Here is a 26,925-nt window from a genome sequence, read left to right on the forward strand (position 1 = left end):
CGACCGATTATTGCTTCCCTTCAGCTAGCCTATCGAGGGCATTTCCACTTTTAATCTTGCGCCACCTAAGTAGTAACACCCGGCCTTACTATTAACGTAACTTTGCCTTACTAACGGACGGTGTTGCGGTAGGGTCGCGCCAAGATTGTAAATTTAGACATACAATTAGTAAACATCGCCTAACTGATGAATCGGAAAACACCGGTTGAAAACCTTTAGACGAGGATACCTCCTTGAAGAGCCTCAATCTAATGCACGAATGTACTCACTCGATACACCTCGATCCAAAGCTTTCTCTTCCCTTTGATCCGGAAGCCTTTCTCCTAGCCCTCGATTCGAAGCCTTTCTCCTGCCTCGATCGGGCCAGCCTTTCTCCTACCCCTCGATCCGCCAGCCTTTCTCCTGCCTCGATCCGCCAGCTTTTCTCCTACCCCTCGATCCGAAGCTCCTCTTCCCCGTGCACCCCGCAAGCATTCTCTTCCCCCTCGATCTCGAAAAATCTCGAACGTTTTTTAATAAATCTCGAATATTTCGTTCTCCGCGATCCCTTATACTTAGTGTCATCGGGAGGGAAGGAGACACCGCACGCCATGAAAACCGCACTTCACAGGCCATACACGAAAGCGCATCCGCATCTGCTCAGAAGGGGTGTCCGGGCTTTCCTTCGGTTCAAAATGCTGTACCTGCTGCTCATCCCGGGCATGCTGTATTTCACGGTGTTCAAGTATGTCCCCATGGCCGGCATTGTCATCGCGTTCAAAAATTACAACCTGGCCCTCGGCATATGGGATAGCCCTTGGGTAGGCTGGAAAAACTTCAAAGATTTCATCACCGGCGTTTATTTCTGGGACATTATGGGCAATACGATTCTCATTTCCCTGTACAAGCTGGTGTTTGGGTTCCCGGCGCCGATCGTGCTCGCCCTGCTTCTGAATGAAGTCCGGCAGCATTGGTTCAAACGGTTCGTTCAGACCATTACGTATATGCCCCATTTCCTGTCGTGGGTTATCGTATACGGCCTGCTGGTGGCGTTGTTCGCTCCGGGCGAAGGGTTCGTCAATCTGCTGCTGAAGCCGTACGGCATAGGACCGATCGCCTTCATGACGGAGCCGGAGTGGGCCCGATTCATGATCGTCTCGTCCGACGTCTGGAAGGAAATCGGGTGGGGAGCGATTCTGTACCTCGCGGCGCTGGCCGGGATCGACCCCAGCTTGTACGAGGCGGCCCGCATAGACGGGGCGAGCAAGTGGAGGCAGCTGTGGCACGTGACGCTTCCGGGCATCCGCACCGTGATGGTCATGTTGCTCATTATTAAGCTTAGCCATATACTCGACGCGGGCTTCGATCAAATCTTCATGATGGCGAACGCGTTCAACAGTGAGAAGATCGATATCCTCGACACATGGGTGTATCGGGAAGGACTGGAGCGCCTGAAGATCGGGCTCGCGACCGCGGTGGGCTTGTTTAAAGCGGTAATCGGCTTCATCCTGGTCGTACTGGCCAATCAGCTGGCCAAAAAATTCGACGGACAAATCTGGTAGCAGGAGGCCGCCCCATGAAATCCATGACATTAGGCGAACGAGCGGGGAGCGGCGGCATTTACCTGCTGCTGATCCTCATCTCCGCCGTTTGTTTCTTTCCCTTGCTGTATGTCGTCGTTATCTCCGTCACGCCGGAAGCGGAAATCGTGCGCAAAGGAATCGTCCTTGTGCCCGAGGCCGTAACGTGGAGCGCGTACAAGGAGATGCTGACCCCGAGACACGGTCTCTGGAATGCCTATCAAGTCACGCTGTTCCGCACGATAGTCGGCACGTCCTTAAGTCTGTTCTTCACCGCGATCACCGCCTACCCGCTGTCGCGCAGGTATTTGCCGGGACGCAGCGTCTTTCTGCTGTACGTCGTGTTCACGATGCTGTTCTCCGGCGGCTTGATTCCGACTTATTTGCTCGTTCGCTCTCTCGGCATGCTGAATACGGTGTGGGCCTTGATCGTGCCCGGGCTGATCAGTGCATTCAATCTCGTCATCATGAAAGGGTTCTTCGAGCAGCTTCCGGTCGAAATCGAGGAGTCCGCGCGTGTAGATGGAGCCGGGGATATGTCCATTTTGCTGAAAATCATCGTCCCGCTGTCGCTCCCCGTCTTGACGACAATCGGCCTGTTCTACGCCGTCTGGCATTGGAATTCGTACTTCGACGCCGTCATGTACATTCACAAGGCCGATCAGATGCCGCTGCAGGTCGTCCTGCGCAACATCTTGCTGAACGTACAGTCGCTCAACAACGACTTGTTGAACGAAGACCAGCCTGTCGGCACGATGGCGCTGCAGATGTCGGCCGTGGTGCTTTCGACTCTGCCTATCCTGCTCGTGTACCCTTTCATCCAGAAGCATTTCACCAAAGGCGTGCTGCTCGGCTCTATCAAAGGATAGCTTTAGCGTCGGGGATCGGTTTCCGGTATGAAGGGCTTGCCCTGATATACATTAGATTACAATGCGAAGGAGAGGTCGTATGATAGCGAACAAAAAATGGCTTACGGGCCTTGCCGCCATCCTCAGTGCCAGTGCGGTGCTGTCTGCGTGCAGCGGCGGCGGGACTAGCGATAAGGGAGCTGCCCCGTCGGGAACCGGAGGCGGCGAAGCGAATGCGAAGCCGATCAAGATTACGATGTTCCAGGCGGGATCGTTCACCCAGACGGCTCCCGTCGTTCCCCGCGAAGAAGATCCGCTGCGTCAAATGCTGGAGAAGGCCGCGAATATCGATTTGCAGATGACGGTGCCTCAACCCGGGCAGGAGAACAACTTGCTCAATACGCAGATCGCTTCGGGGGACTTGCCGGACCTCATTTTCTTCAAGGAAAAAACGGCCGCTGTCCAATACTACGATCAAGGGATATTGGCCGACCTGGACGAAGTCATCAAAAAGTACCCAGGCCTGTACGGGTATTTCAAGCCGAATGCATGGAACGCGCTGAAGTATAAGGGCAAGCAGATCGGCGTGCCGGGCTACGAGCTCGTGCAGGGCATCAACGGCTGGTGGATCCGCAACGATTGGCTGAAGAAGCTGAACCTGAAGGTGCCTACGACATCCGATGAGCTTCTGGAAGTCATGAAGGCGTTCACATTCAAAGATCCGGATGGTAACGGCAAAGACGACACATACGGCTTCGTCACTGGCGTACTAAAGGATGGTTCCTTTGTGAATCAGAGCGCGGTACTCGGGATCGAGACTATTATGTGGATGTTCGGGGTGAATCCGAATGCGGTGGACGTGAAGGACAACAAGCTCGTCGTGTATAACACCGATCCCCGGATGAAGGATGCTGTCACATTCCTGAACAAAATGGTCACGGAGAAAGTGATCGACCCCGATTGGGTCTCGATCGCCGACAACAACGCGCTCTTGCAAAAGTTCTATAAAGGCAAGACCGGCATCATGGTCCGCGATTGGCGCTCGATGGAGCCGGGAACCCAAGATAAGATGAAGGAAGTGGGCGGGGAAGTGCCCGAGTGGATCGCGATGGCGCCGCCTAAGGGACCTTCCGGGGAGCAAGTTCTCGGGCTCGAGAACCTGCAGAACAACATGTGGGCCATATCCAAGAAAGCGGCTGCCGATCCGGAGAAGCTGAAGCGTATCTTCGATATGCTGCAATATTGGTACACGGACAAGGAGGCCTACCCGACGTTCTCGTACGGGATCAAAGGCATACATTGGGACATGAAAGACGGGAAGGTCGTACGGCTCGTGACTCCGAAGGAAGTCGGCGACAAATATCTCTGGACGGCCCACTACAAATTGCCGCGCAAGGCGGACGACGCCAACTACTTCAACTTCCAAAATCCTAAGACGGCCGAGTTCCAGCAGCTGTATCTGAAGTATGTGAAAACGAACACGGCTAACGGCTACGTAGTGCCGGATACGAACGATTCGCTCTATATGGACCGCGAGAAGTATGTAAACGAGACGCTGCTGAAATTCATCACAGGCAAAGAACCGATCGCGAACTGGGACAACTACGTGAAGACGCTGGAAACCAAGTTCAACCTGAAGGGCTACGTGGATGGCGTCACGAAGCAACTGAAGGACCAAGGAATCCTCAAATAAGATACGGTTAAGCGGAGAGTCGAGGTTGCTCGTCTCTCCTTGCTTTAAATTCCGGGGTCCCCGCAAAGTAATACCAATCGCTTTTTTTTTTCGAAGAAGATCGAGGATGTACATTCGTGTGTTAATCGTTGCGATTGGTGCGAGCAGCAAGCTGCTCTAATGGAGTAAGCTCCGAAGGCCCACATCACTTTGTGGGGTTCATTACGTTTTCAATCTCGTAGCTCCGTGCTATGATGGGGAAAAATAAGAGGAGGCCCGGGAGAAGGTGAAACGTTGGTTCAGCGGACTGACTTGGAAATTGTTTCTCATCTGCTTCGCGTTCGTATTGGGCTCCGTTTCTCTCATCAGCGAATTATCCTATCGGTTTGTGGAAAAGGAAATTCGCGCCAATGATTCCTACTACATCAGCCAAATCTTATCTAAAGTCGATCAGTATTTGACGCTCAATTTTTCCTCGCTTCAGACGCTGTTGTTCTCGGTTGAATTTCTCGTCGCCGAGGAGGGCGACCGTCTGGACGGCATTCGCGATCCGCTGCGCAAATTGTTCGAGACGAACTTCGATTATGTCTCCAATATTTATCTGATTCGCCAGGATCTCTCGATTATCGGCGCGAGCCCGATGACGCGTACGCTGGACGATCCGATCCCGGAGCGGCAGGCCATCGTCGACCTGGCGATGAGGAACCGGCTGCAGTCGGTCGTGAGCGAGCCGTACAAGTCGACATTCTCCGGCTGGACGGTGACGATGGCCCGGTACGCGGCAGGCTCCAATCCTCCGATTGTCGTCGCGCTTGATCTGGACATGCGCCGGCTGGAGGACAACCTGCTGCGGATTACACGCTCCGAATCGCTCAATCTGGCCTTGGTGAACAGTCAGGGCATGCTCGTGTCCGGCTTCCAGGAAAGCAAAGGGTTGCTGGACTTGTATCCGGAGGAGCGCACGTTCTCTATCGGCGGCATCCCGGCTACGAAGCTGCTCGCCTCCGGTAAAAGCTATATTCCGATTGAAAACGCTTCCGGACGTCCGGTAACCGTCACCTTGCAGTCGACGCAGCGCTTTAACTGGATTATGGTGTCGATCAGCGATGATTCCCGGATTCTACGGTCGCTTCAGAAAATCGAAAAAAACTATTTCGGGCTCATTGCGATCGGGCTGCTGCTCAGCATCCTAGTGGCGACAGTCGTCACGCGGTATATTCGCAAGCCGCTCGCTTACTTGGCACGAAAAATGAATATGATCAAGCTCGGCCGTCTGGACGTGCAAGTCGCGCTGCCTCGGAACGACGAGTTCGGGGACTTGTCCCGGACGTTCGACCTGATGATCGGCCGCATCGCCGACTTGATCCGCAATCTGGACGACGGCAAGGAGCTGCAGCGCAGGCTGGAGATCCAGATGCTGCAGGCGCAGATCAACCCTCACTTCCTCTACAATACGCTCGGATCGATCAGCAATGTCGTACGGCTAGGACAGCTGGATAAGGTGGATCCGGTGATCCGCTCGCTCATCTCCATCCTCGAGTACGGGATCGCCGACAGCTCCGAGAAGGTGACGCTTCGCGACGAGCTGCGCAATGTGCGGGATTACTTGCAAATCCAGAACATTCGCTACAACAAGCACTTTACGCTCATAGAAGACATAGACGAGGAGCTGCTGGAGCTCCCGGTATTCCGGATGCTGCTGCAACCCATCGTAGAGAACGCGATCTTCCACGGATATGCCGGAGGCCGCGTGGAGGGCAGCCTGGCAATCGCCGCCTATCGGCTGGACGACAAGGTCGCGATCGAGGTCAAGGACGAAGGGGTCGGCATGACGGAAGAGCGCAGGCTGCTGCTCTTGGATCCACCCCCGGAGGACATGAGGGAGAAGGGGACACGTAAACGAATCGGGCTCTATAACATTCACGAGCGGATCCGGCTGAATTACGGCGATTCTTACGGGTTAAGCGTCATAAGCGAACCCGGAAGAGGTACGTGTGTCCGGGCCCTGCTGCCGAGATAGGAGTGCCTTGGATGAGAACCTACAGATGTTTGATCGTCGACGACGAGGATTTGATTTTGCAGCGGCTCGAGCAGGTTTTCGAGGAGGAAGCGAATCGGGATGCTCGATTTCAACTAGTCGGGAAAGCCTACGGCGGTCAGGAAGGGCTTGAGCTGGCCGATGGGCTGCAGCCGGATATCGTCATTACCGACATCGTCATGCCCGGCATGGACGGACTGGAAATGATTGAGACCCTGAAGAAGAGGCGGCCGAAAACGGTGTTCATCGTCTTGTCGGCTTACTCAGATTTTCATTACGCCAAACGGGCGATCCAGAGCGATGTGACGGAGTATATCGTCAAAGTGCCGCTGAACGAAGCCGATCTGCGGAACGCGCTTCTGAAGGCGGCTGACCGGCTCGAGCAAGCCGAGCGGAACGAAACCGAGGTCCTGCAGCTGAATCGCTCCATGCTGGAAATTCGACACCGGGTTCGCAAGCAGTTTTTCTCCGACTTGTTCCGCGGCGCCGTCCCGTCCCCCAATTTGGCGGAATTCGCCCATCGGTTCAGCCTGAAGCTGAATCCGGATTCGTACTGCTGCTTCGTTGCCGAGATGAATGACTATAATCCATTCACAGCGGAGTACGACTCGGCCGACCAGAGCGTCCTGAAATACGGCTTGTGCAACATACTGGAGGAGACGGTGGGCGAGTTCGGCATGGGCTTCGCGAGCGAGCTGGAGGAGAGCCGGTTCATTGGCTACGTGTCCTTGCCGGATGTCCGCAGCGCTTCCGAATGGGAGCGGCAATGCCAGGAACTGGGCCGCCGGATGATCGCCAACGTCCGCCATTATCTCAAGCGGCACGTCTCGGTAGGCTTCAGCGAGCCCGCACAAGGCTTCGGCGCGATGATCGGCGCCTATGCGAAGGCCCGCAGCTCTTGCGACGACGCGTTCTACTGGGGGACCGGATCGGTCGTGACGCCGGCGCATCGGGAGGTCTACCGGGAAGAGCATGCCGATGCGGTCCAATCGGTGTTTCAGGAGCTGCTGCCCAAGCTGGAGCCGGACATGTCCGCCCTGGCGCTCGCCGATTCGATCTCGATGCTCCAGAATCGGGCGATCGACCTGAAGCTGAAGCGGGAGCCGATGACCACGGCCGTCCGCGGCTTGCTGGAAGAGGCGAAAGGGAAAATCCGCTCCTGGAAGCCATCCCTGCCCCCGCTAGGTGAAAGGAATATGGCGTATATGTCGTTTCGGGAGCAAATGGACTTCGTCCGGGAGCATTTGCTGGAATGCCTGAAGGAGCGAAATCCATACGTCCGGCAAGAGATCGTCAAGGCCCGGCAATATATCGAGCGCCATCTGGCGGGCCGTCTCAGCCTGCAGGAAGTGGCGGATTGCGTCAATCTCGCCCCCGCCTACTTCAGCAGCCTGTTCAAGAAAGAAATGAGCGAGAGCATGGTCGAATACGTCAACCGGCGGAAAATCGAGAAATCCCTCGAGCTGCTGCAGGTTCGGGACTACTCGAATCAAGAGCTGTGCGATGCGGTCGGCATCGTGAGCGAAGCCTACTTCTGCACCTTGTTCAAGCAGATCACCGGGTATTCGCCCAAGCAGTACCGCAAACGGGTGCGGCAGGCTTGATTGCGCCCGCGAGACCTTCGGAAGGATGAGCTTCCGGAGGTCTTTTCGTCGTCCGGCAGCAACAGCGAAAAATTACGGAACAAATTCAATAGATCGCGAAACTTCGGCCTCAGGCTCGGACTTATACTGGAGTGGTCTAAGCGGCCCAACCGAACTGCCATACAAGAGAAACGGAGGAGTAGGTCATGCTGTTGAGCGGAAAAACCGCTTTGATCACCGGGGCGACACGCGGGATCGGCCGAGCGATCGCCCAGCAGTTCGCTGAAATGGGCGCCGGGGTGACCCTGGCGGATGTACTCGTCGAAGAGGGAAAAGAGACGGCCGAACGGATCCGGGGGCAAGGGGGCGAGGCGCAATTCGTCTCTATGGACGTTACCGATGAGGAAGCAGTCCGTCGGACGTTCGCCGGTCTGGAGCGTTTGGACATCCTCGTCAATAACGCCGGCATTACGACGTTCGCTTCGGTCGAGCAGCTAAGCCTCGACGCCTGGAACCGCACGCTGGCGGTCAATGCGACGTCGGTGTTCTTGTGCAGCAAATATGCGCTGCCTTTATTGAAACGTTCCGCCGCGCCGGCGATCGTCAATATGAGCTCGGTGAATTCGTTCCGGATGAACCCTTCCGTGCCGGCGTATGCCGCTTCCAAGGGCGCCGTCGTAGCGCTAACCCAGCAAATGGCGATGGAATACGCGACGTACGGGATCCGCGTCAATTGCATCTCGCCGGGCGTTACCCGGAAGCGGGAGCCTCGCGAGGAGGAAATGGCTGACGGCCGCGAGGCGATTCTGCGGGATTGCTTCCCGCTGGGCCGGACCGGGCGGGTCGAGGACGTGGCCAAGGCGGCGGTGTACCTGGCGTCGGACTGGGCGTCCTTCGTGACGGGCGTCGATCTGGTCGTTGATGGCGGGACGACATTGCAGAACGTAAGCGCCTTGGTACGGCCGGAGCTGCGTGCTCGCTGGAAGCCGGGCGCATACCGTTTGGAATCCGGTGAGGGAGGATGTCCATGAAAATCACGGCGATTGAAGCGTACCCGGTCAAAATTCGGCGAGGCCCCGTCTATCTGGGCGATCCGGGAACGCTCAGGAAGGACCATGACTATTATTTGCGGCCCCACTATCGCTCCGTGTACTCACGCCATCTGGAGACGCTTCTTGTGAAGATCACGACGGACACAGGGATTGTCGGATGGGGCGAAGCGCTCGCTCCGGTCGTGCCGGAGGTCACCGGGGAGATCGTGAGACGATTGTTCACCCCTTTCCTGCTCGGGGAAGATCCGCGTGATGTCGATGTGCTCTGGAACAAGATGTACGATTCGATGCGGGAGCGGGGGCATTTCACCGGATTCATGGTCGATGCGATGACCGCCGTCGACGTCGCCTTGTGGGACATCTTCGGCAAGTCCGTCCAGCTCCCTGTGTATCGCCTCCTGGGGGGCGCCTACCGTCAAGAGCTGACAGCGTACGTCTCCGGCCTTCCACGTGAATCGTTGGAGGAACAAGTCGAGCTCGCCCTCGAGTGGAAGGCGAAGGGCTTCACCGCGATCAAGCTCCATCTGGGACACGGTGTGGACCATGACGTCGAAGTGATGCGGCGCCTTCGGGAGGCGCTGGGGGGCGGGTTCCGGCTGATGCTCGATGCCCACTGGCAATACAGCGTGCCGGAAGCGATCCGTCTCGGCCGCCAGCTGGAGGCGCTGAACGTGGAGTTCCTCGAAGCGCCTACGGCGCCTGAGGATATCGCGGGTACGGCCGAGATCGCCCGGGCGCTCGATATGGCCGTCGCGATCGGCGAGGCGAAACGGACGTGCTTCCAGTTCAAGGAGAGGCTCATCCCTCGGGCGGCCGATATCCTTCAACCGGATGTAGGGAGAACCGGCATTACGGAATTGCGGAAGATCGCGCAGCTGGCCCACGCCTTCAACATTCCGATCGCTCCCCATCTCAGCGTCGGTCTCGGTGTCTGTGTGGCCGCTACGCTGCAGGTCAGTGCGGCGATCTGCAATTTTCATATTCTGGAGTATCAGCCGACTGTGCTTGAGGAGGCCAACAAGCTGCTGAAAGCCCCGATCGTCTGCGAGCAAGGCCGCTATGTGCTGCCGGACGGGCCTGGGCTAGGCGTGGAGATCGATGAAGAGAAGCTGAAGGAGCACCTGGCGTCTTGATCGTTTGCAGGACTTTAGACTATATAGATGGGAGAAGTGCAGGATGAAATCAACTATTTTGAAAGGCATTTACCCGATCTTGGCCACGCCGTTCACGGAAACGGGGGAAGTCGACGAGATGAGCCTGCGCGAGCTCGTTCGCTTCCAGCTGCAAGCCGGGGTCGACGGCATCGCCCTGTTCGGCATGGCGAGCGAGATGTATACGCTGCTCGATGAGGAGAAAGCGCTCATCGCGGAAGTCGTCGTCGACGAAGTTCGGGGACGGGTCCCGTTAGTATTCGGCAGCGGCCATACCGGCCTGGAGGTCGCCGTACAGCTCAGCATCCGGGCGGAACGGGCCGGGGCGGACGCGCTGATGGTGCTGCCACCTTACATGGCGAAGCCGGACGGGACTCGGCTCTATGATTATTTCGCGGCGATCGCGAAAGCGGTCGACATCCCGATCATGATCCAGGACGCTCCGCTCGCGAGCGGCGTCAACATTCCGTCGGCGCTGATGGCGAAGCTCTCCAAGGAGTTCGAGAACATCGCGTATGTCAAGGTCGAAGCGCCGCCTACGCCGGCCAAGACGACGGAGGTGCTGGAGCAGTCCGACGGCCGGTTGACCGTATTCGGCGGCATGAACGGCATGTACTTCTACGAGGAGCTAAAGCGCGGCGCCGTCGGGACGATGCCTGCCTGTGAATTTCCGGAAGTGTGCGTGAAAATATACCAAGCGTTCCAAGCCGGGGATAGGGAAACCGCCCGCCGTACGTTTTATCAATATTTGCCGTTCATGCGCATCGGCACGCTTCCCGGCATGGCGATGGCCGTCCATAAGGAAGTGCTGAAGGCCGGCGGCGTCATCCGTTCCGCGTATGTCCGCAATCCGAACGCTCCGATCGACGCGCGAACGCTTGAGGAAGTCATGGAGACTCTGCAAGGCCTCGATCTGCTCGCGCTGAACTGGACGGCCCGGAGGACTCAATGAAAATTAACCGTATCGAAGTGTTCGTCGTCAAAATTCCACCGTCCCAGGCTCCGGCAGCGGGCAACCGCCGTTATTTGACACAGGATTATTATATCAACGTGGGACGCCGCTCCTGCATTTATTCCAACAATGTGGAAACCGTCTTCGTGAAAGCGACGACCGATGAAGGTATCGTAGGGTGGGGCGAACTGCTCGCGCCGACGAATCCGGAAGTGGCCGCCACGATTCTGAAGGACCATCTGGGCCCGCTCGCGCTGGGCGCCGATCCTTTCCACAGCCAGGTGCTGTGGGACCAAATGCTCGATACGCTGCGGGAACGCGGATACACCGGTGGGTATCTAGTCGACGCGATGACGGGACTCGATGTCGCGTTCTGGGATTTGAAGGGGAAGGCACTGGGCATGCCCGTCTATAAGCTCCTGGGGGGCTCCTATCGCGACAAGCTGCGCTGCTATTGCTCGAGCGTGCCGGGGAGGACGACCGAGGAGCGGCTGGAGAGCGTCGACCGTATCTTGGAGGAAGGGTTCGATGCGATCAAGATTCATACGTTCGGCAAAGGCAAGACGGAGGATCTCGGGCTGCTGACGGCGATCCGGAAGCGGTACGACGCCAGCCGGCTCGATCTCATGCTGGACGGACACGGCAAGTTCCTGCATTCCGAGGCGTTCTCGCTGGGCCGTGCGCTCGGCGAGCTCGACATGCTGTTCTTCGAAGCGCCGCTCGTCTTCGAAGACATTCAAGGCCACCGCAAGCTGGCCGAAGCGATCGACACCGCCGTCGCTGTAGGCGAGCCGCTCCGCACGATCTACACGTTCCGCGACTGGATCTCGGCCGGCGCGCTGGAGGTGGCGCAGCCCGATCTCGGGCGCAACGGCATCTCGGAGATGATGCGCATCGCCCATTACGCCGAAGCGCATCACTTGATGTTCGCGCCGCATCTGAGCGTGCACCAGCTCGTCGGCACGGCCGCTACGGTCCATGTGTCGGCTGCGGTCTCGAATTTCCTTATTTTCGAGTATCAGCCGAATGGGCTTCGTGCCGCGGCCGCGTACTCCGAAGCGTCATTCAAGCTGGAGAAGGGCTACATTCAGGTTCCGGACGACCCGGGTCTGGGCGTGTTCATCGACGAGGCGGCGCTCCGGCCGTTCGTCACGCAGTATGCGGATATTAAGCAATAATAAAACTTGTGCTTTCGCGGAGACCTCTGGAGCAGTCCTCCAGAGGTTCTTGGTCGTGGCGTACCGTTAGGCGCGTGGGGAGGGCAGGCAGAGGGGTTCCGACCGCTGTTGAAATCATGTGCTTTGATGGAATCAACTAAGGTGAGCACAAGGTTTCAAAGGCGGACGCTCCGCTTCTCCACTCCCTCTGCCTGCCCTGTAGTTCCATTTCGCCTAATTGCACGAGGGCAGCTTGACTCTGATCGAGTTCTAATTCGATTTTGTCGAATTGGAGCTACTTGTTGGAGCCCTAGCCCCGTCAGAATGCGTTCTAAATAGGCAAAATCGAATTGCATCCCCATTAATGTTTCGGTTGCGTCTCCCAAGTCGGCAAAATCGAATTACACGAAGCTCTCCCGGCATGCTTTTCTAAACAATCTGAGGTTTTCCTCTTCTAGCGCATCATTTCTCTCTTTTCGTTCAAAAGTGAGGGAGGTTCCCCATTACACTGCCTCAAGACCTTGTTATCAAAAGCTTTTCTGCTACACTGGAGAAAAATGGAGCAGGTCGATCGCGGAGGTGCATTCGTGAGGACGCAGACAGCCCAACGTTACCCAAGCTTGGCGCACAGCCACATTCTCCGGGCCACTAGCCGGTTTCATCATTGGCAAGGGATCGGTCCGTTATCTATCAAGACGTTCGAAGGAGGCACGGCGTATTATCGCGCAAATGGCGGAATGTTCTCTGTCGGGCCTGGCTCCTATTTGATTCTGAATCACGATGAGCATTATGAGATCATGATCGAGTCCGACACGCCCGTTTCATCGTTTTGCGTCTTCTTCTCGCCGGGAGCGGCGGAGGAGGTGCGGCGCAGCTTGACGGCTTCAATGTCCTCCCTGCTCGACATGCCCGATCCCGCCGACTCCGCTGGCGATGCTGTGGATTTTCTTGTCCGGACGTATGCTGCGGATCGCTGGATAACGCCGCTCATAAGCCGGCTGAAAGCAAGTGGACCCGAGCTGCACGGCGATCCGCTCTGGCTGGAGGAACGGACACATGAAATTGCCGCGGCCTTGCTTCTAGTCCACCGTGGTGTCATAGCAGAAGCAGAGAGACTACCTGCTGCTAAATGGTCGACGCGCGCCGAGCTCTACCGCAGGGTGCGACTTGCGCACGAATACGTACGTACCTGCTATAAAGAACCGCTGACCCTCGGCGACATCGCCCGCGCAGCGTGCTTGTCCCCGAACCATCTGCTCCGCTCGTACAAGCGCGTCTATGGCACTTCGCCGTCCAGTCATGCTGCCGAGCTGCGCTTGCTGGAAGCGGAAAGGCTGCTCCTGGCCGGTAGATCAGTGACCGATGCGTGCTTACTCGTAGGCTTCTCCAGCGTGGGCTCGTTCAGCACACTGTTTAAACGCAGGTTCGGACGGTCCCCGTCCGCCTTCTCTCAAAAAAGGTGATTTCGAAGAAGCTCCATTGAACATCTACAAGTACAATTAACACATATCTATCAAAGTGAGGTGTTCAATCGTATGTCTTCTTCGCTCCAAATTCAAAGACTCGGCCAAGTGGCCGTGACGGTTCGGGACGTTCCGCGCGCCGTCGCTTTTTACCGTGATGCACTGGAGCTTCCTCTTCTGTTTCAAGCAGGAAACATGGCATTCTTCGCAGTCGGCGGATTGCGCCTGCTGCTCTCCGTCCCGGAAAAGCCGGAGTTCGATCATCCCGCCTCGACTCTTTACTACACAGTGCCGGACATCCATGCCGCTTACGAGCTCTTGCTTGAACGCGGCGTCGAGTTTCGCGGCAAGCCGCATCCAGTGGGCAAGCTCGGCTCAGCTGAGACGTGGATGGCGTTCTGTTCGGACCCCGACGGTAACCTGCTTGCGATCATGAGCGAAGTGCCGTTGGAGTAAGCCCAACAACTCGCGCCGATAAATAACCAAAAAGATCGCCAACCGCCGGATAACGGGCCGGTAGTGGCGATCTTTTCTTTTCCGTGCCTTTCGCGTCAAGCAAACGAAGTGATCGTCTCCAGCATCGTCTTGTCGGTGGCACGGACCAGCTGGATGAGAAGCTCCTTGGCGGCGTCGTAGTCGTCGGTGTGAATCATCGAGCCCGACGTGTGGATGTAGCGCGCGCAGATGCCAAGCGCCGCCGTCGGTACGCCACGACCGTGCAGATGCACACGGCCCGCATCGGTAGCGCCCGGAGAGACGAAGTACTGATACGGGATTCGATGAGTCTCCGCCGTGTCGACGATGAACTCGGTCAGAGCGCGGTTCGGGACGATGGAGCTGTCCAGAATGCGCACAACGGTGCCTTTCCCGATGTGGCCGAAGGCGTACTTGTCGCCGCCCGTATCATTCGCCGGGCCGGCATCGAGCGTGTAGCAAATGTCGGGGTTGATCAGGTCGGCGGCCGTCTGGGCGCCCCGCAAGCCGACCTCTTCCTGGACGGTAGCTCCCGCATACAGAACGTTCGGGTGCTTGGCATCCTTGAACACCTGCAGCAGTTCGAGGGCGAGGCCGACGCCGAACCGGTTGTCCCACGCCTTCGCCAATATTTTCTTGCCGTCCGCTAGCGGAGTGAACGGACACACCGGCACGATCGACAAGCCGGGACGAACGCCCATCTCCAGCGCATGGTCGCGGCTGTCGGCGCCGATGTCGATGTACATGCCCGCGATCTCCACCGGCTTGCTGGCCGCATCGCCAAGCAGATGCCGCGGAGTGGAGCCGATGACGCCAGGCAGCAGCCCTTGCTTCGTCACGACATGGACTCGCTGCGCGAGCAGTACTTGACTCCACCAGCCGCCCAGCGCCTGGAATCGAAGCATGCCGTTGTCCATGATCATCGTCACCATGAAGCCGACCTCGTCCATGTGGCCGTTCACCATAATCCGCGGCCCGCTCTCGTCTCCGCGCAGCACACCGAAGATGCTGCCGAGCCGGTCCAGCACGATCTCCTCTGTGACGGACTCCATTTGTCCGCGAACGAACCGTCTCACCTCATGCTCGAACCCCGGCGCGCCGGGTAGCTCGGTCAACGTTCGAAACAGCTCCAATGTTTGTTGGTTCATCGTAACGCTCCTTTTCCTGAGAGGGATTTGCCTTAACCGTAAACGTCGGCGAACGGGCTGTCAACCCACAGGTCAAGAAACCTAATAAAATGTAAAGATAGCGCGATATAAACCGTTTTCAAGCTGCCCTATACTGGTCTCGAGCGTCTCGAACAGGAAGAGCGAAGCAAATTCCCGACTATAATGACTGGAGTTGAAGCCCATGCCTACCACCCTCGGAGATCCATTGAAGCAACTCATACATTTACAGGATGACCGCCTCCGCCAGTTCCTCGCGAAGCGGGAGCAGGACATAGCCGACGGGCGGGAGCCGGATCCGCTCGGCCTCGGCACGCTTGCACTGATGGTGCCCTTATTTTGCCAACCCTTATCGAGCTATTATCAGGATGCCGCACTCGTGGAGCTGATGCAGGAATCGACGCGGCAGCTGCTGCTCACTCAGCTGGAGAGCGGGTGCGTCTCGCTCGTGAACTGCAACATCGACTCCCCGCCGGATACGGCGTTCCAGACTCACCTCGTGTCCATCGTCTACCAGGTCGCCGAGCGTTCAGGCTTGGAATCGATCCGGGAAGTCCGGGACGGACTTCATACATTTATGGAGCGGGCGCGCCCTTGCCTGCTGTACGGGGGCATTCACACGCCGAATCATCGATGGGTCATGGCAGGCGCGCTGGCCAAAATGTATGAGATTTTCGGCGACGAGGCGTTCCGGGAACGGGCGTTTCAATTCCTCGATGAAGGCTTCGACATAACCGAGTACGGGGAATGGACCGAACGGAGCAACGCCATTTACAACGGAGCCTGCGCGATACATTTGTACGACGTCGGGGTTATCTTCGGCTACGAGCCGGCGTTCGAGGCGATCCGCCGCAATTTGTCCATGATGGCTTATATGCTTCACGGCGATCATTCGATCGCGACGGAATACTCCGGCCGCCAGGACTTGGGGCAGGTCTGGATGATGAACGACTGGTACTATGTCGTCTGCCATCTGATGGCGGTGCGGGACGGGAATCCGGTGTTCGCCGCGATGGCCCGAATCGCCGAGGAGACGTCGCCGAAGGGTTCGAGTACCCTCATCTACCACATGCTGGAGCCGGAGGCGATGCGGCTGCCGGACGACACGCCGGCCTTGTCGGACCGGTACACGGTGCTGTTCGGAGAAGGCCATGAGGTGCCGGTCCCGCAGCTGATCCCTTATCTCGGTAAGCTGGTGAGGCATCCCCACGGAGCCTCGGTGCTGCGGCACCGACGGGGCAAGCTGAGCGTGACGGTGATGGCCGCCCAGCCCGAATGCCTGTACATCCAATACGGCAAGGCGCGAATGTACGGCATGAAGCTGGCTGCCGGCTGGTTCGGCGTTGGGGGCATCGCGTTTCCCACCATTCGGCAGACCGGGGACAACCGGTACACGATGCAGATCGAGCTGGAGGGCTGCTACTTCAACCCGCTGCCGCGGGAGCATACCGAAGGGCTGAACGGCAGCTACGTCCGGATGCCGAATCACCTCCGCACGAAGACGCACGTCAAGCATTTTCCCGTAAGCCTCGATTTCGTGCTGCTGGACGACGGGGTGGAGGTACGCGTTCGGTCGGTCGGCATCCCGGCGATTTATTTGCAGACCGTCTGCATGTTCGACCCGGCCGGTTCCTTGACGGGGGAAGGGCTGGAGACGGCGAGCGCCTATACCCGGCAACTGGTGCGGGGTGAAGCCGTATACGAGGTGGACGGGGATTGCATCCGGATCTCTTCCGGGGCGAAGGAGCACAAGGATTTTCTCATGCGGAACGAAAAAGAAAACCGGGATGCGCTGAACGTCACGATGAACTATGTGACGCCGACCGATGTAACGATCCGGTTTCAATGCTACGACCAGTAAAGCCGGTTGATTGGGTGCAAAGTGGACAGGGGGAGACGGATAGATGGCAAAAAAAGTGGAAGTGGATGTGACGGACTACAGCTTTTTAGAGGCGCCCTCGGCTTATCGGGGATCGCTGCTGCGTCCCGTGGATACGGCCAGGCTGCTGAAGCAGGTGTTTTGGCTTGAATTCGAGCTGTCCCGGCTAACGATGGGCTGGGTGCCGGCAGTGCCGGACTGGGAGATCAAAGGCGAGCTCGTGCGCATGTCGTACCTGCACACGCAGCATATGGCGCAGCTGCGCGAGCGGATCCGCGAGTTGCCTGGCGCCGACATCGGCGACAAGGCTTGGACGCCGAGCGGGCTGCAGGAAGCGTGCCGGCGTATCGCGCTTGCCGCCGGACTGATCGAATTCGCGGCCGGCTACAAGTTCCTCGTGTCGAAGCTCTATGAGCAATACACGGCGTTCCGCGAGACGCTGGACCCGATCCTCGATGCCCCCACGTTCGACAAGCTGCGCTATATTGAGCTCGACAAGGAGCAGCTGTACGGCTGGGGCATCCCGTATGTGAAGTTCGCTTATGTCGAAGACGCGGAGAAGCTCGAGGCTTATCGGCGCTGGCTTGCCTATGTCGAGGATGTGTGGACGGTGCCCGAGGCGACGCCAGCCGGCGGGGAGCTCAATTGGCCCGACCATCCGGTCGCCGAGCCGGCCGGTCCGATCCCGCTTCACCCGGCCAATGATCCCAAATACCCGCACGTCGACTTGAAGAAGTACAAGAGCGCCATGTTCGATCCGAAATCGCCCACGTACGACAGCGTGAAGCATATGATCTTCATCAACGCGAGCGAGATGTCGGCCGTAGAGAGCTTGGCCTATTTGTATTACGGAGTTCAGCGGATGCCGGTCGACTTCTACCTCGACGTGGCGCGCCACACGTGGGACGAGGTGCGACACAGCCAAATGGGGGTGCGGCGGCTTATGCAGATGGGCTACCGCACGGAGGATTTTTCCTGGCATCCGTCGACGGCGCCCACACCGGAGAATATGCGGCAGGTGTTCCCGGAGTTCTACTCCAGCCTGACGATGGTCATGGAGCCTTGCTCGTTCATCAAGAAGCGGAAGTCGATCACCGCGTTCATGGAATTCGGCGACCCGCTTTCTTCGATTCAGTCTGAGTACGATATCGCCGACGAACGGCTGCATGTGGCATTCGGGCAGAAGTGGGGGGCGAAGCTGTTCGAGCACATGGACGACTTCGTCTCCGCGCAGAACACGGCCGAGACCGTCAAGCAGATGCATTTGCGGAAAATGGGCTACAGCCAGGAGCAGATCGACAAAGTGCTGCACAAGTTCCCGGAGTTTTGCGGCTTTGCCACAATGGACCTGAAGTACGACAAGTATTAAGAGGCGGCGACGATGAAGCTGATCGGACCGAACATCCGCCGATATGAACGGGACATTGTCGAGCAGATTCAAGCGCTTGTCCGCATCCGGAGTGTAGCAGGCGAAGGCAGGCCAGGTCAGCCGTACGGCGAAGAAATCGACCGGGCCCTGCACTACATGCTGCGGCTTGGAGCGGAGATGGGCTTCCGCACGGCGAATGTCGACGGATACGCCGGCCATGTTGAATATGGCTCCGGCGAGGAGCTGGCGGCCGTGCTCGTGCATCTTGATACGGTGCCCGAAGGCACCGGCTGGTCGTACCCACCCTTGGGCGGCGACATTCATGACGGCCGCATCTACGGCCGTGGCGCCTCCGATAACAAAGGGCCTGCCGTCGTCGCTTTGTTCGCACTCAAGGCGATCCGGGACCTCGGCCTTGAGCCGCAGAGGCGCCTCCGCATCATCTTCGGCACGAACGAAGAGAACGGGATGACGGATCTGGACCGATATTTCGCCCGAGAAGAAGTGCCGGACTATGCCTTCACGCCGGACGCGGGCTACCCGATCATCAACGCGGAGAAAGGCTACTATGTCATCCGCTTGTCCGCCGAACGTGCCATCGGGTCCGGCATCGGGCCCTCGCTGCTGAGGATGGATGGCGGTACGGCCCCAAATGTAGTGCCGGAGCGCTGTACTGCTCTGCTGCAGCTCGGTGATGGTGCGTTAGAGCGGCTCACCGTTGTTGCGAACGAGCATCCGCGCATACAAGTGAGCGGGCCGGATCGGTCCTCGCGACTGGTGCTCACCGCCGCCGGCCGAAGCGGTCACGGCTCTTACCCGCCGTCGGGCGTGAATGCGATCGCCCACATGGCGGAGTTCCTGCACGCGGTTGTCGCGGATGTGCCGGAGGACCGCTTCGTGTCTTTCCTCCGCAATGCCATCGGCTTCGAAGCGTTCGGCGAGTCGCTCGGGATTTCCTACAGCGACCCGGTCCATGGGCGGCTGACCGTCAATCTCGCGCAGATCCGGCTCGACGAGGAGAGCGCGGAAGCGATCTTGAACGTCCGGATCCCGGTCACCGAGGACGGCGAGCGGATCATCGAACGGCTGCGACACACAGCCGCCGAAGCCGGGATTGCGCTGGAGGTGACCGATCACCTGCTGCCGCTCTATGTCGCACCCGACCAGCCGCTCATCCGTAAGCTGAGCCGGGCGTATGAAGCGGTAACCGGCGAGCGGGCCGAGCTGCTCTCGATCGGCGGCGGCACGTATGCGCGCAAGCTGCGGGGCCGAGGAGTGGCGTTCGGCGCAGGCTTTCGCGGGACGGACACGCGAGCGCATCAGCCCGACGAATTCGTCGGGATCGAGGACATGATGCGGCATGGAGAAATATGCCTGCAAGCACTCTATGAGTTGAGCCGTACGGATGAAGAATAGCGTATGCTGATAAAAAAGGCAGTCCCGGAGGGGCCAACGCAACGATGACCCCCAGGATTGCCCTTTTTTTGCCGCTCGGCAAGGCTAGTAAGCTAATGATTACAATTATGCAAGCGCAGGTTTACAATTTCACCGGCCTTGTACTCGCGGTCCAACTGCCAGATGCATTTGACGAACGGCTGCAGCCCGGGGCCGGGTTGTCTTTCTTCGTATTTCACCGAGGGCCTCGCTTTCCGGAAGGAAGGATCCTGTTCTCTCTTGGAACCTAACTTTTCCCAATTCGTAGATTATAATATTAGTCGTTTGGGGGGGGGGGCCATTTTGAAAATCAAGCTATGCCTGACATTGTTGGGGGCGCTGCTCTTGGCAGGCTTCGTTTGGCTCGCAGCCGCGAAGCCGCTCGTGAAGCCGGACGACGTCATCTCCAATCTAATGCAGATTATAGCCGATTACGGCTTGCTCGTCATGGCGGTTTTATTCCTCACGATTCCTTGGCGGGAGAGCCGGTGGGCGAAAGTTTTTTTTATCGTCAGTCTCATTATGCTGCTCCCGGCTATCGTCTATGTAGCGCTTATCCGCAAGGGCAAAGGCGTTCTCACGCTCGGTATGACCCTATCGATCTGCGCTCTGCTAGGGTTGATCGGCTCCTTCGGCCTCTATATGACCGCCGGCTGGGCGGTGTCCCATTATTGGACGGAGCTGCGGCTCCAAAGCCCGGCCGTCTCCTCCGCCTTCCTGTTGTACTGCTTCCTTGTGCTGACGAACGCCGCTCTGTGGGCCGTCGGCCACCGGATCTATGCCGGGATCGAGCCTTTATTCAGCGGCCGCGCCGCCGTGAACTTCCGTGACATGTCCTTGCGCATGGCTGTAGTGAATTTCGTCCTTTCTTTCGTTCTATTCGTCGTGATCAGCGCGGCGGAGACGATAGGGCCGTACGAGGAATCCGTGAGCGCCGCACTCGATGCGGTTAAGGACGCTACCGGTGTCATTACCGCCTTCTACGGGGTGTTGGCGGTATGGGGGGAACTGCATAAGCATCGCCCCCAAACCGCGAAAAACCGTTCGCTCGAAAAGTAGCTTCGACCGGAACGGTTTTTTAACGTGAGGAATCGGAACGCGGTTACAGTTTCTTCTTGATGTCCAGCAAGTACTTCCACGCTACGCCGACGGCGCCGATGTAGTAGGCGATTTTCAAGAGCCAGTCCGTGTGATCCAGCGGTGCCATGTTGGCCAGAAGGAACAGAGGCAGAATGTAGTACAGCGTGTCGAGCAGATAGCCCAGAACGACGGAAGGCATCATGGAGTTCGTTTTTAATGCTTTGTAGAGACCTACAAGAAAATCAAGCCCCATCAAGCCAAGAACGACCCACATTGCATAGAGCATATAATCGGTCAGCATAAAGGTCATGTTCGTCTCACCTCCCGCGAAAGGATTGTGAACCGTACTGTATCTTATGCATGTGGGTTACAGGTTGTACCAGGCTGATGGAATTGACGGCGCAGGTGGACAGCCGTTTTATTTTTTTTGTAGAAAAGCCAAAATAAATCGAACCGATCGTTTCCGTTCGTCGTTAACTCTCATGAAAGCGATGCTATCCAGGCATGCCGACTTTATGGGAGGAGAGAACCGAATGAACAAACGAAGCAAATGGGCCGGCTTGGTGCTGGCCGGGGCGATGCTGCTCAGTGCCGCTATGCCAGCGTTCGCCGCGGAGGCGCCCGCAGCAGCCAGCGTGAAGACGGACGCTCAGGTGGTGACGGAGTTAGGGGTGCTCCAAGGCGACGGCAGCGGGGTAACCGCCAGCTACTTGGCCAAGACGACGACCCGACTGCAGGCGGCGATTCTGTTCTTGCGGCTCAAGGGGCTGGAGCAGACGGCGCTCGGCTTCCAGGGGCAAGACAACTTCGCCGACGCGAGTCTGGTCAGTGACAGCAACAAAGCGATCCTCGCTTACCTGAAGGCTAATCCGTCTCTAGGGTGGACCGGGACAGGGGAGGGCAAGTTCGATCCGCTCTCAGGCGTAACCGCACAGCAATACTACAAGGTGCTGCTGGAAGCGCTCGGCTATAAGCAGGATGCGGATTTCTCCTACAACGACGTGCTTACATACGCGAAAACGAAAGGCCTGTCCCAGATTGCCGGAGCCGGCAGCCTGCGCAACAGCCATATCTCGACCGCCACGGTAGAAGCGTTGAAGCTGAACGTCAAGAGCGGCTCCAAGACGCTCGTCCAAACGCTCGTCGACGCCAAGGTCGTAGCCGCCGACAAAGCCGGTCTTGCCAAGGCCGTCCGCATTAACGTGGCGCATGATCATATGCTCGGCTCCTACCTGGTCGATGAGAGCGGCAAGACGCTGTACTATTTCACCAAAGACACGACGGACGTCAGCACTTGCAAGGACCAATGCGCCGTCAACTGGCCGATCTATTATAACGAGAACATCCAAGTTTCCAACGAGATGAATGCCGCGGACTTCAAGACCATCGTTCGGGAGGACGGCAAGAAGCAGACGACGTACAAGGGCATGCCGCTGTACTACTTCGTGAAGGATACGAAAGCCGGCGACGTGCTCGGTCAAGGGGTGAACAACGTTTGGTACGTGGCGGGCTTCTCTTCCGTCTCGCTCGGTTCCCAAGAAGGCCTCGGCAAGTTCCTGACCGATGCGAAGGGCATGACGTTGTACTTGTATACGAAAGATACGAAGGACACTTCCGTCTGCTACGGGAACTGTGAAGTGAACTGGCCGATTTTTTATTCCGAGCACCTCTCGACATCCGGGGACGTCAAGATGGAAGATTTCGGCACGATCGTGCGCAACGACGGCACGAAGCAGACGACGTACAAGGGTTGGCCGCTATACTATTACATCAAGGATCAGAAAGCCGGGGACGTGCTCGGTCAAGGCGTTGGCAAAGTGTGGTACGTGCTCGACCCGACTTCTACGATACAGGTGGAGCAGCCGAAGCCGGCCGGCAAGGTTTATACGATGGACATCGCGAATTTCGCGTTCGGGATGCCGGAGATCACGGTTGAAGTCGGCTCCAGCATTACGTTCACGAACCGGGATCCTGTGCAGCACAACGTCGTGTCCGATGAACTGGCCGGGGACAAACCGCTGTTCTCGACTCCTCTGATCGGCAAAGACCAGTCCGTGACGATCACTTTGACCAAAGCCGGGGAATTCACGTATTATTGCGAACCTCATAAAGAGTTTATGAAGGGGAAAATTATCGTCAAATAAAGGAATCGGCACTCCCGGACGCGGCTCGTTTCCCGGAGTGCCGTTTTTTTGTCACTGGGATAAGGAGGCATGGAGAGGGATTCTCGACGATTTTGTCGAAGGATATTAGAGCAGGAGGCGAAACACCATCGTTTCTTCATTAAGAGGTCCGTTACTCGACACGGGGAGAGTCTCTATCGTGCAACCCTATTCCGATGAACAATTGATGCGGATGGTGCGGGACAAGCAAGGCGAAGCGCTCGAGATGCTGTACGACCGCTATGCGAAGCTCGTCTACTCATTCGCGATGAAGTCGACCCCCGACGCGCAGCTCGCGAAGGAAGTGGTCCAGTTGGTGTTCACGCGCCTGTGGACTACGGAGAGCGGATATGACGCTAAGAAGGGCTTATTCGTCAATTGGCTGCTGACGATTACCCGCAACATCGTGATCGATCAGCTTCGCCAAGCAAGGAACCAGCCGGCTGTCGTCCCGTTCGAGCCTTCGGCTTGGGAGTCGCTGCCGGATCATCTTCAGCTTCACCCGGAGGCCGCCGTGTCCCGAACGTGGCTGAAGGAGCGGCTTGCGGAAGCGTCCCGCGCGCTGACCGACCGCCAGCTCCAGCTCATCCGCTGGCTGTATTGGGAAGGCTATACGTTAAGCGAAATCGCCGAACGCAGCGGGGAACCGTTAGGGACGATCAAGAACCGGCTGCACCAGGCATTGAAATTGCTGCGCAAGCAGATGGCATCTGTGAGAGAGGAGGTGATCGAATGAATCCGAGCGGTGGGCCGTGCGATCAACTAGTGCCTTATTTTCTGAAGGAAATGACGGAGCCGGAGCGGGAAGCATTCGATCAACATCTTACGGCTTGCCCGAGCTGCCAGCTGGAATTAAAGGAACTGAACGAGACGTGGGACGCTTTGCCCTATGCGATGGAGGAGCTGGAACCGCCTGCCGAATGGAAGGGCGAAATATTGGCCGCCTCCATGCAAGCGGGCGATACACGCGAGGCTCTTGATACGGCATCGCGAGGGTTCCGCAGCGCTGGAGAAGGTGCGATCGCGGATCGTCCCTCCAGCGGATCATCCCTCCGGCGCGTGCCTGTGCCCGCTCGCCCGCGCCGAATCTATGCGATTGCCGCTATGCTCGCGGCGATGCTAATCGTCGGCAGCGCCGGCTGGTACGGCGCTACGCAATGGGGCGGCCCGGCTCCCGTCGGGCCGCCGGGCTTGAGCGAGCCGAGCCAGGTCGTAGGCCGCTACAGCTTGCGCTCGTTCGACGCCGCGAGCCCTTCGGCCTCTGGCGTCGCGTCCCTGATGCAGCACGGCGACAACCTGCAGCTCGTGCTGCAAGCGAGCGGCCTGCCCGCGCTTCAGGGTGAGCAGGCGTACCAAGTGTGGATCGTGAAGAGCGGCAACCGGGTGAACGGTGGGACGTTCCGGGTGGACTCGCTCGGCAACGGCGTCCTGACGTTCACGTTCGGCGCGGGGGTGGGCCGCGATTTCGACACGATCGGCATTACGCTCGAGCCCGACCCGGAAGGGACGCAGCCTCGAGGCAAAAAGGTGCTCGGCACGTAACGTGCCGAGCACCTTCACTTTGCGGGGTTCATTTCACATTTCCAGCTTGCCCATATCACCGCCAGGCATCGCAACCATCATGGACCCTTGGTCGTCCCCGCTCTCCGGCTCGGGGGTGAGCTCTACCGGTGTCCCCAGCTTGGGCGAGGCGAACGGGAGGTGTGTCCGTCCTCTGGCTAGGATGTGGTTCTGGTTCGACCCATGCCAAGGCACCCAGGATCGGGCATTGCAAAAGTGCAGCACGTAGGCGCGCCGGAACCGGTCGGCGGTTTCATTGCGGTAGGAGCGGTGCAGCAGGTGCGAGTGGAAGAAGACGACGTCGCCCGGCTCTACGATGACCGGAACGGCCGGCCCATATTTGCTCGCCACCTGGGACAAGTTGTTGACCTCGTCGTCCATCACGCTCGGGGCGCTGGCGGGCACGAGTCCCTGAATGTGCCGCTCGTCCGCGTGGACGTAGCCTTTGCGGGCGACCGGCGGCGGATAAATCGGCTCACAGTGGGAGCCGGGGGCGACCCACAAGCAGCCGTTCGCTTCATCGGCCCGGTCGAGCGCGATCCAGGCCCCGATGAGGCTGTCCGGCTGGGTCTGGATGTAGAACGAGTCCTGGTGCCAGCCTTGGCCCCCTTTGCCCGGAGGGTTGAAGAACAGCATCGACTGCAGCGCCAGGACGTCCGGCCCGATAAGCGCTTCCAATACGTCCAACACCTGAGGGTGCAGCAAGCCCCATTCGGCGGTCACGTTGTGTTGATGCGGCATGTGCATCCGTGCCGAGGACAGCCGTTCCGTCTTCTTCTGATCCTTCATCCACGGGTGATCCGGCGACAAGTGATCCAGCTCGGTAATGCGCCCGGAATAAATATCGTCCGTCCAGCTTCTCAACCGCTCCACGTCGGTCTCGTTCAACAGTCCTTTTACGATTAAGTACCCGTTCCGGTGATAATCCGCGTATTGCTCGATCGACACGGCGTATCGTTGCCGCTGCACGGCGGTTGACTCGCTCATCTCCCAGCACTCCTTTCATATGAACATCTTTATTGTCGGGGAAAATGCGGGTACCGGCAATGCACGCAGCCGATGGAATGATGGACAAATTTGATCTAGGTACTGACGTTGTGATCGATCAGGACGAAATAGTGGTTCAATGGATAAAACCGGCCCCAATCGTCCGGAGGGGCCAGGTCGCGCATGCGCGCGTCGCTGTACTTGCGCCGATATTCGGTCGCGGTCATTCCCATCATGCGCCGGAACAGCCGGTGAAAATAATACTCGTCGGCAAACCCGAGCGTACGTGCGATTTGCTTGACGCTGTCCGATTGCTGGAGCAGCAGCTGACCGGCAACGTCCATTTTGCGCTTGTTGATCCAATGCTTGGGCGAGTGTCCGACATGCTGCTGGAACGTGCGCGTAAAATGCTCGTGCGACCAACCCGCTTGCCGGGCCAGCTGCTCGACATCGATCGGTTCTCGGGCGTGGGCATCGATGTAGTGCAGGGCGCTCGAGATCTGCGGGGGCATTTTTTGTTCGTCATAGGCGTTGGCCGTGGGCTCGAGGGCGCACTCCAGCTCCTCTAGCATATAGTGCAGGAGCGTCTCCGCGAGCGACTTCCACCGGGCGGGCTGGACATGGAACATGTAGAGCATCTGCTTCATCAGCTGCGGCAGAAGGGACCTGTCCTGGAGAGGGATGACGCTGCACGCGGCGTCTGTTACCATGCGGAAGTGCTTCAGGCTCGACTGCTCCTCTATATCAAAATGAATGAATAAGTGCCGGCATGGGGCTTGGGGATCGAAGCGGTATTGGTGCGATTCGCCCGGCCGCGTGAAAACTACGCAAGGCTGATCGAGACGATGTTCGCAGTTATGTATGGCGTATACCGTCCGGCTGCCGACGGGAAAATAAACGAGCTCGTAGTCCGGGATCTGACGAGGCCCGAGCGTGTGGCCGGCCTTAACCGTGACGTCGCCCGCGACATGAAAGCGGATGGAAGGGGGATACACGCGGTTCTGCCTCCGTTCCTTATTATGTGTAAGCCTGGATGGTTTCATTATAACGCAGAATTACGTACACGCTGAAGGTGAATGGAAAGAGGGTTGTCTGTAATATTTTACCGCTTGCTGTGGTGTTGGCGGACGTGCTATATTGTAATTCCGGCCGCGAGAGATGCGGGCGGCGAACGAAATCGAGATTGTTCCTTGAAAACTGAACAACGAGCGTGCAAGTATAGCGGACTTCGGTTCGCAAACAAGCTAGTTTTGAAATGAGCTTTTAATCAGATGTATCCTTTATGGAGAGTTTGATCCTGGCTCAGGACGAACGCTGGCGGCGTGCCTAATACATGCAA

The 26,925-nt window shown here is 58.0% G+C and carries 22 protein-coding genes and 1 rRNA gene; 19 read left to right on the forward strand and 4 right to left on the reverse strand.

Annotation, left to right across the window (positions count from 1 at the left end):
* The first annotated feature begins 590 nt into the window (after positions 1 to 590).
* The 11 genes from ACI5FR_RS33235 (at position 591) to ACI5FR_RS33285 (ending at position 13,931) form a co-directional block, all read left to right on the forward strand.
* Positions 591 to 1,541, forward strand: coding sequence for an ABC transporter permease (locus tag ACI5FR_RS33235; protein WP_405462610.1), 951 nt, complete (start codon positions 591 to 593; stop codon positions 1,539 to 1,541).
* Between the two features lie 14 nt (positions 1,542 to 1,555).
* Positions 1,556 to 2,428, forward strand: a complete 873-nt coding sequence (locus ACI5FR_RS33240; protein WP_405462611.1) for a carbohydrate ABC transporter permease — start codon at positions 1,556 to 1,558, stop codon at positions 2,426 to 2,428.
* Between the two features lie 79 nt (positions 2,429 to 2,507).
* Positions 2,508 to 4,100 carry a type 2 periplasmic-binding domain-containing protein gene (locus tag ACI5FR_RS33245; RefSeq protein WP_405462613.1) on the forward strand — a complete coding sequence of 531 codons (1,593 nt, stop codon included), beginning with the start codon at positions 2,508 to 2,510 and terminating at the stop codon, positions 4,098 to 4,100.
* A 265-nt stretch (positions 4,101 to 4,365) separates the two neighbouring features.
* Positions 4,366 to 6,099 (forward strand): sensor histidine kinase, encoded by a 1,734-nt coding sequence (locus ACI5FR_RS33250; protein ID WP_405462615.1) that lies wholly within the window; start codon positions 4,366 to 4,368, stop codon positions 6,097 to 6,099.
* Between the two features lie 11 nt (positions 6,100 to 6,110).
* Positions 6,111 to 7,721 (forward strand): response regulator transcription factor, encoded by a 1,611-nt coding sequence (locus ACI5FR_RS33255; protein ID WP_405462617.1) that lies wholly within the window; start codon positions 6,111 to 6,113, stop codon positions 7,719 to 7,721.
* Between the two features lie 185 nt (positions 7,722 to 7,906).
* Positions 7,907 to 8,731, forward strand: a complete 825-nt coding sequence (locus ACI5FR_RS33260; RefSeq protein ID WP_405462618.1) for an SDR family NAD(P)-dependent oxidoreductase — start codon at positions 7,907 to 7,909, stop codon at positions 8,729 to 8,731.
* A complete protein-coding gene (locus tag ACI5FR_RS33265) occupies positions 8,728 to 9,885 on the forward strand; it encodes a mandelate racemase/muconate lactonizing enzyme family protein (protein WP_405462620.1) in 1,158 nt (385 codons plus the stop codon). The genes ACI5FR_RS33260 and ACI5FR_RS33265 overlap by 4 nt, the downstream gene beginning before the upstream one ends.
* 43 nt (positions 9,886 to 9,928) lie before the next feature.
* Positions 9,929 to 10,855, forward strand: a complete 927-nt coding sequence (locus tag ACI5FR_RS33270) for a dihydrodipicolinate synthase family protein (protein WP_405462621.1) — start codon at positions 9,929 to 9,931, stop codon at positions 10,853 to 10,855.
* Entirely contained in the window at positions 10,852 to 12,033 is a 1,182-nt protein-coding gene (locus ACI5FR_RS33275; RefSeq protein ID WP_405462622.1) for a mandelate racemase/muconate lactonizing enzyme family protein, read from the forward strand. Before ACI5FR_RS33270 ends, ACI5FR_RS33275 begins: the two co-directional genes overlap by 4 nt.
* Before the next feature lie 566 nt (positions 12,034 to 12,599).
* Complete coding sequence (locus ACI5FR_RS33280) at positions 12,600 to 13,475, forward strand: helix-turn-helix transcriptional regulator (protein ID WP_405462623.1); 876 nt, start codon at positions 12,600 to 12,602, stop codon at positions 13,473 to 13,475.
* Between the two features lie 72 nt (positions 13,476 to 13,547).
* Complete coding sequence (locus ACI5FR_RS33285) at positions 13,548 to 13,931, forward strand: VOC family protein (protein WP_405462625.1); 384 nt, start codon at positions 13,548 to 13,550, stop codon at positions 13,929 to 13,931.
* A gap of 95 nt (positions 13,932 to 14,026) precedes the next feature.
* On the opposite strand, the gene ACI5FR_RS33290 is transcribed toward ACI5FR_RS33285, so the two are convergent.
* Positions 14,027 to 15,097: a M42 family metallopeptidase gene (locus tag ACI5FR_RS33290; RefSeq protein WP_405462626.1), complete on the reverse strand. Its 1,071-nt coding sequence runs from the start codon at positions 15,095 to 15,097 to the stop codon at positions 14,027 to 14,029.
* A 226-nt stretch (positions 15,098 to 15,323) separates the two neighbouring features.
* On the opposite strand from ACI5FR_RS33290, the gene ACI5FR_RS33295 reads away from it, so the two are divergent.
* The 4 genes from ACI5FR_RS33295 (at position 15,324) to ACI5FR_RS33310 (ending at position 20,856) form a co-directional block, all read left to right on the forward strand.
* Positions 15,324 to 16,976: a hypothetical protein gene (locus tag ACI5FR_RS33295; protein WP_405462628.1), complete on the forward strand. Its 1,653-nt coding sequence runs from the start codon at positions 15,324 to 15,326 to the stop codon at positions 16,974 to 16,976.
* A 43-nt stretch (positions 16,977 to 17,019) separates the two neighbouring features.
* Entirely contained in the window at positions 17,020 to 18,363 is a 1,344-nt protein-coding gene (locus ACI5FR_RS33300) for a DUF455 family protein (protein ID WP_405462629.1), read from the forward strand.
* A gap of 12 nt (positions 18,364 to 18,375) precedes the next feature.
* Positions 18,376 to 19,779 (forward strand): dipeptidase PepV, encoded by a 1,404-nt coding sequence (gene pepV, locus ACI5FR_RS33305; RefSeq protein ID WP_405462630.1) that lies wholly within the window; start codon positions 18,376 to 18,378, stop codon positions 19,777 to 19,779.
* 321 nt (positions 19,780 to 20,100) lie between these two features.
* Positions 20,101 to 20,856, forward strand: a complete 756-nt coding sequence (locus ACI5FR_RS33310; protein WP_405462632.1) for a hypothetical protein — start codon at positions 20,101 to 20,103, stop codon at positions 20,854 to 20,856.
* 43 nt (positions 20,857 to 20,899) lie between these two features.
* Here the strand turns inward: ACI5FR_RS33310 and ACI5FR_RS33315 are convergent, their stop codons facing one another.
* Positions 20,900 to 21,187, reverse strand: a complete 288-nt coding sequence (locus tag ACI5FR_RS33315; RefSeq protein WP_405462634.1) for a hypothetical protein — start codon at positions 21,185 to 21,187, stop codon at positions 20,900 to 20,902.
* A gap of 223 nt (positions 21,188 to 21,410) precedes the next feature.
* Here ACI5FR_RS33315 and ACI5FR_RS33320 point away from each other — a divergent pair, with 223 nt between their 5' ends.
* The 3 genes from ACI5FR_RS33320 (at position 21,411) to ACI5FR_RS33330 (ending at position 24,581) form a co-directional block, all read left to right on the forward strand.
* Entirely contained in the window at positions 21,411 to 23,021 is a 1,611-nt protein-coding gene (locus ACI5FR_RS33320) for a plastocyanin/azurin family copper-binding protein (RefSeq protein ID WP_405462635.1), read from the forward strand.
* A 178-nt stretch (positions 23,022 to 23,199) separates the two neighbouring features.
* Positions 23,200 to 23,775: an RNA polymerase sigma factor gene (locus ACI5FR_RS33325; RefSeq protein WP_405462636.1), complete on the forward strand. Its 576-nt coding sequence runs from the start codon at positions 23,200 to 23,202 to the stop codon at positions 23,773 to 23,775.
* Positions 23,772 to 24,581 carry an anti-sigma factor domain-containing protein gene (locus ACI5FR_RS33330; protein WP_405462637.1) on the forward strand — a complete coding sequence of 270 codons (810 nt, stop codon included), beginning with the start codon at positions 23,772 to 23,774 and terminating at the stop codon, positions 24,579 to 24,581. Before ACI5FR_RS33325 ends, ACI5FR_RS33330 begins: the two co-directional genes overlap by 4 nt.
* A gap of 33 nt (positions 24,582 to 24,614) precedes the next feature.
* Here the strand turns inward: ACI5FR_RS33330 and ACI5FR_RS33335 are convergent, their stop codons facing one another.
* Both ACI5FR_RS33335 and ACI5FR_RS33340 read right to left on the reverse strand, forming a co-directional pair.
* The gene (locus ACI5FR_RS33335) at positions 24,615 to 25,586 is read right to left on the reverse strand and encodes a phytanoyl-CoA dioxygenase family protein (protein ID WP_405462639.1); all 972 of its coding nucleotides are present in this window, start codon (positions 25,584 to 25,586) and stop codon (positions 24,615 to 24,617) included.
* A 95-nt stretch (positions 25,587 to 25,681) separates the two neighbouring features.
* Positions 25,682 to 26,581 (reverse strand): AraC family transcriptional regulator, encoded by a 900-nt coding sequence (locus ACI5FR_RS33340; RefSeq protein WP_405462640.1) that lies wholly within the window; start codon positions 26,579 to 26,581, stop codon positions 25,682 to 25,684.
* A 284-nt stretch (positions 26,582 to 26,865) separates the two neighbouring features.
* On the opposite strand from ACI5FR_RS33340, the gene ACI5FR_RS33345 reads away from it, so the two are divergent.
* Positions 26,866 to 26,925: ribosomal RNA gene (locus tag ACI5FR_RS33345) — 16S ribosomal RNA — on the forward strand; the annotation flags it as partial.

The organism is Paenibacillus sp. HJGM_3 (assembly GCF_045062745.1).
In the GTDB taxonomy this organism is placed as follows: Bacteria; Bacillota; Bacilli; order Paenibacillales; family NBRC-103111; genus Paenibacillus_AA.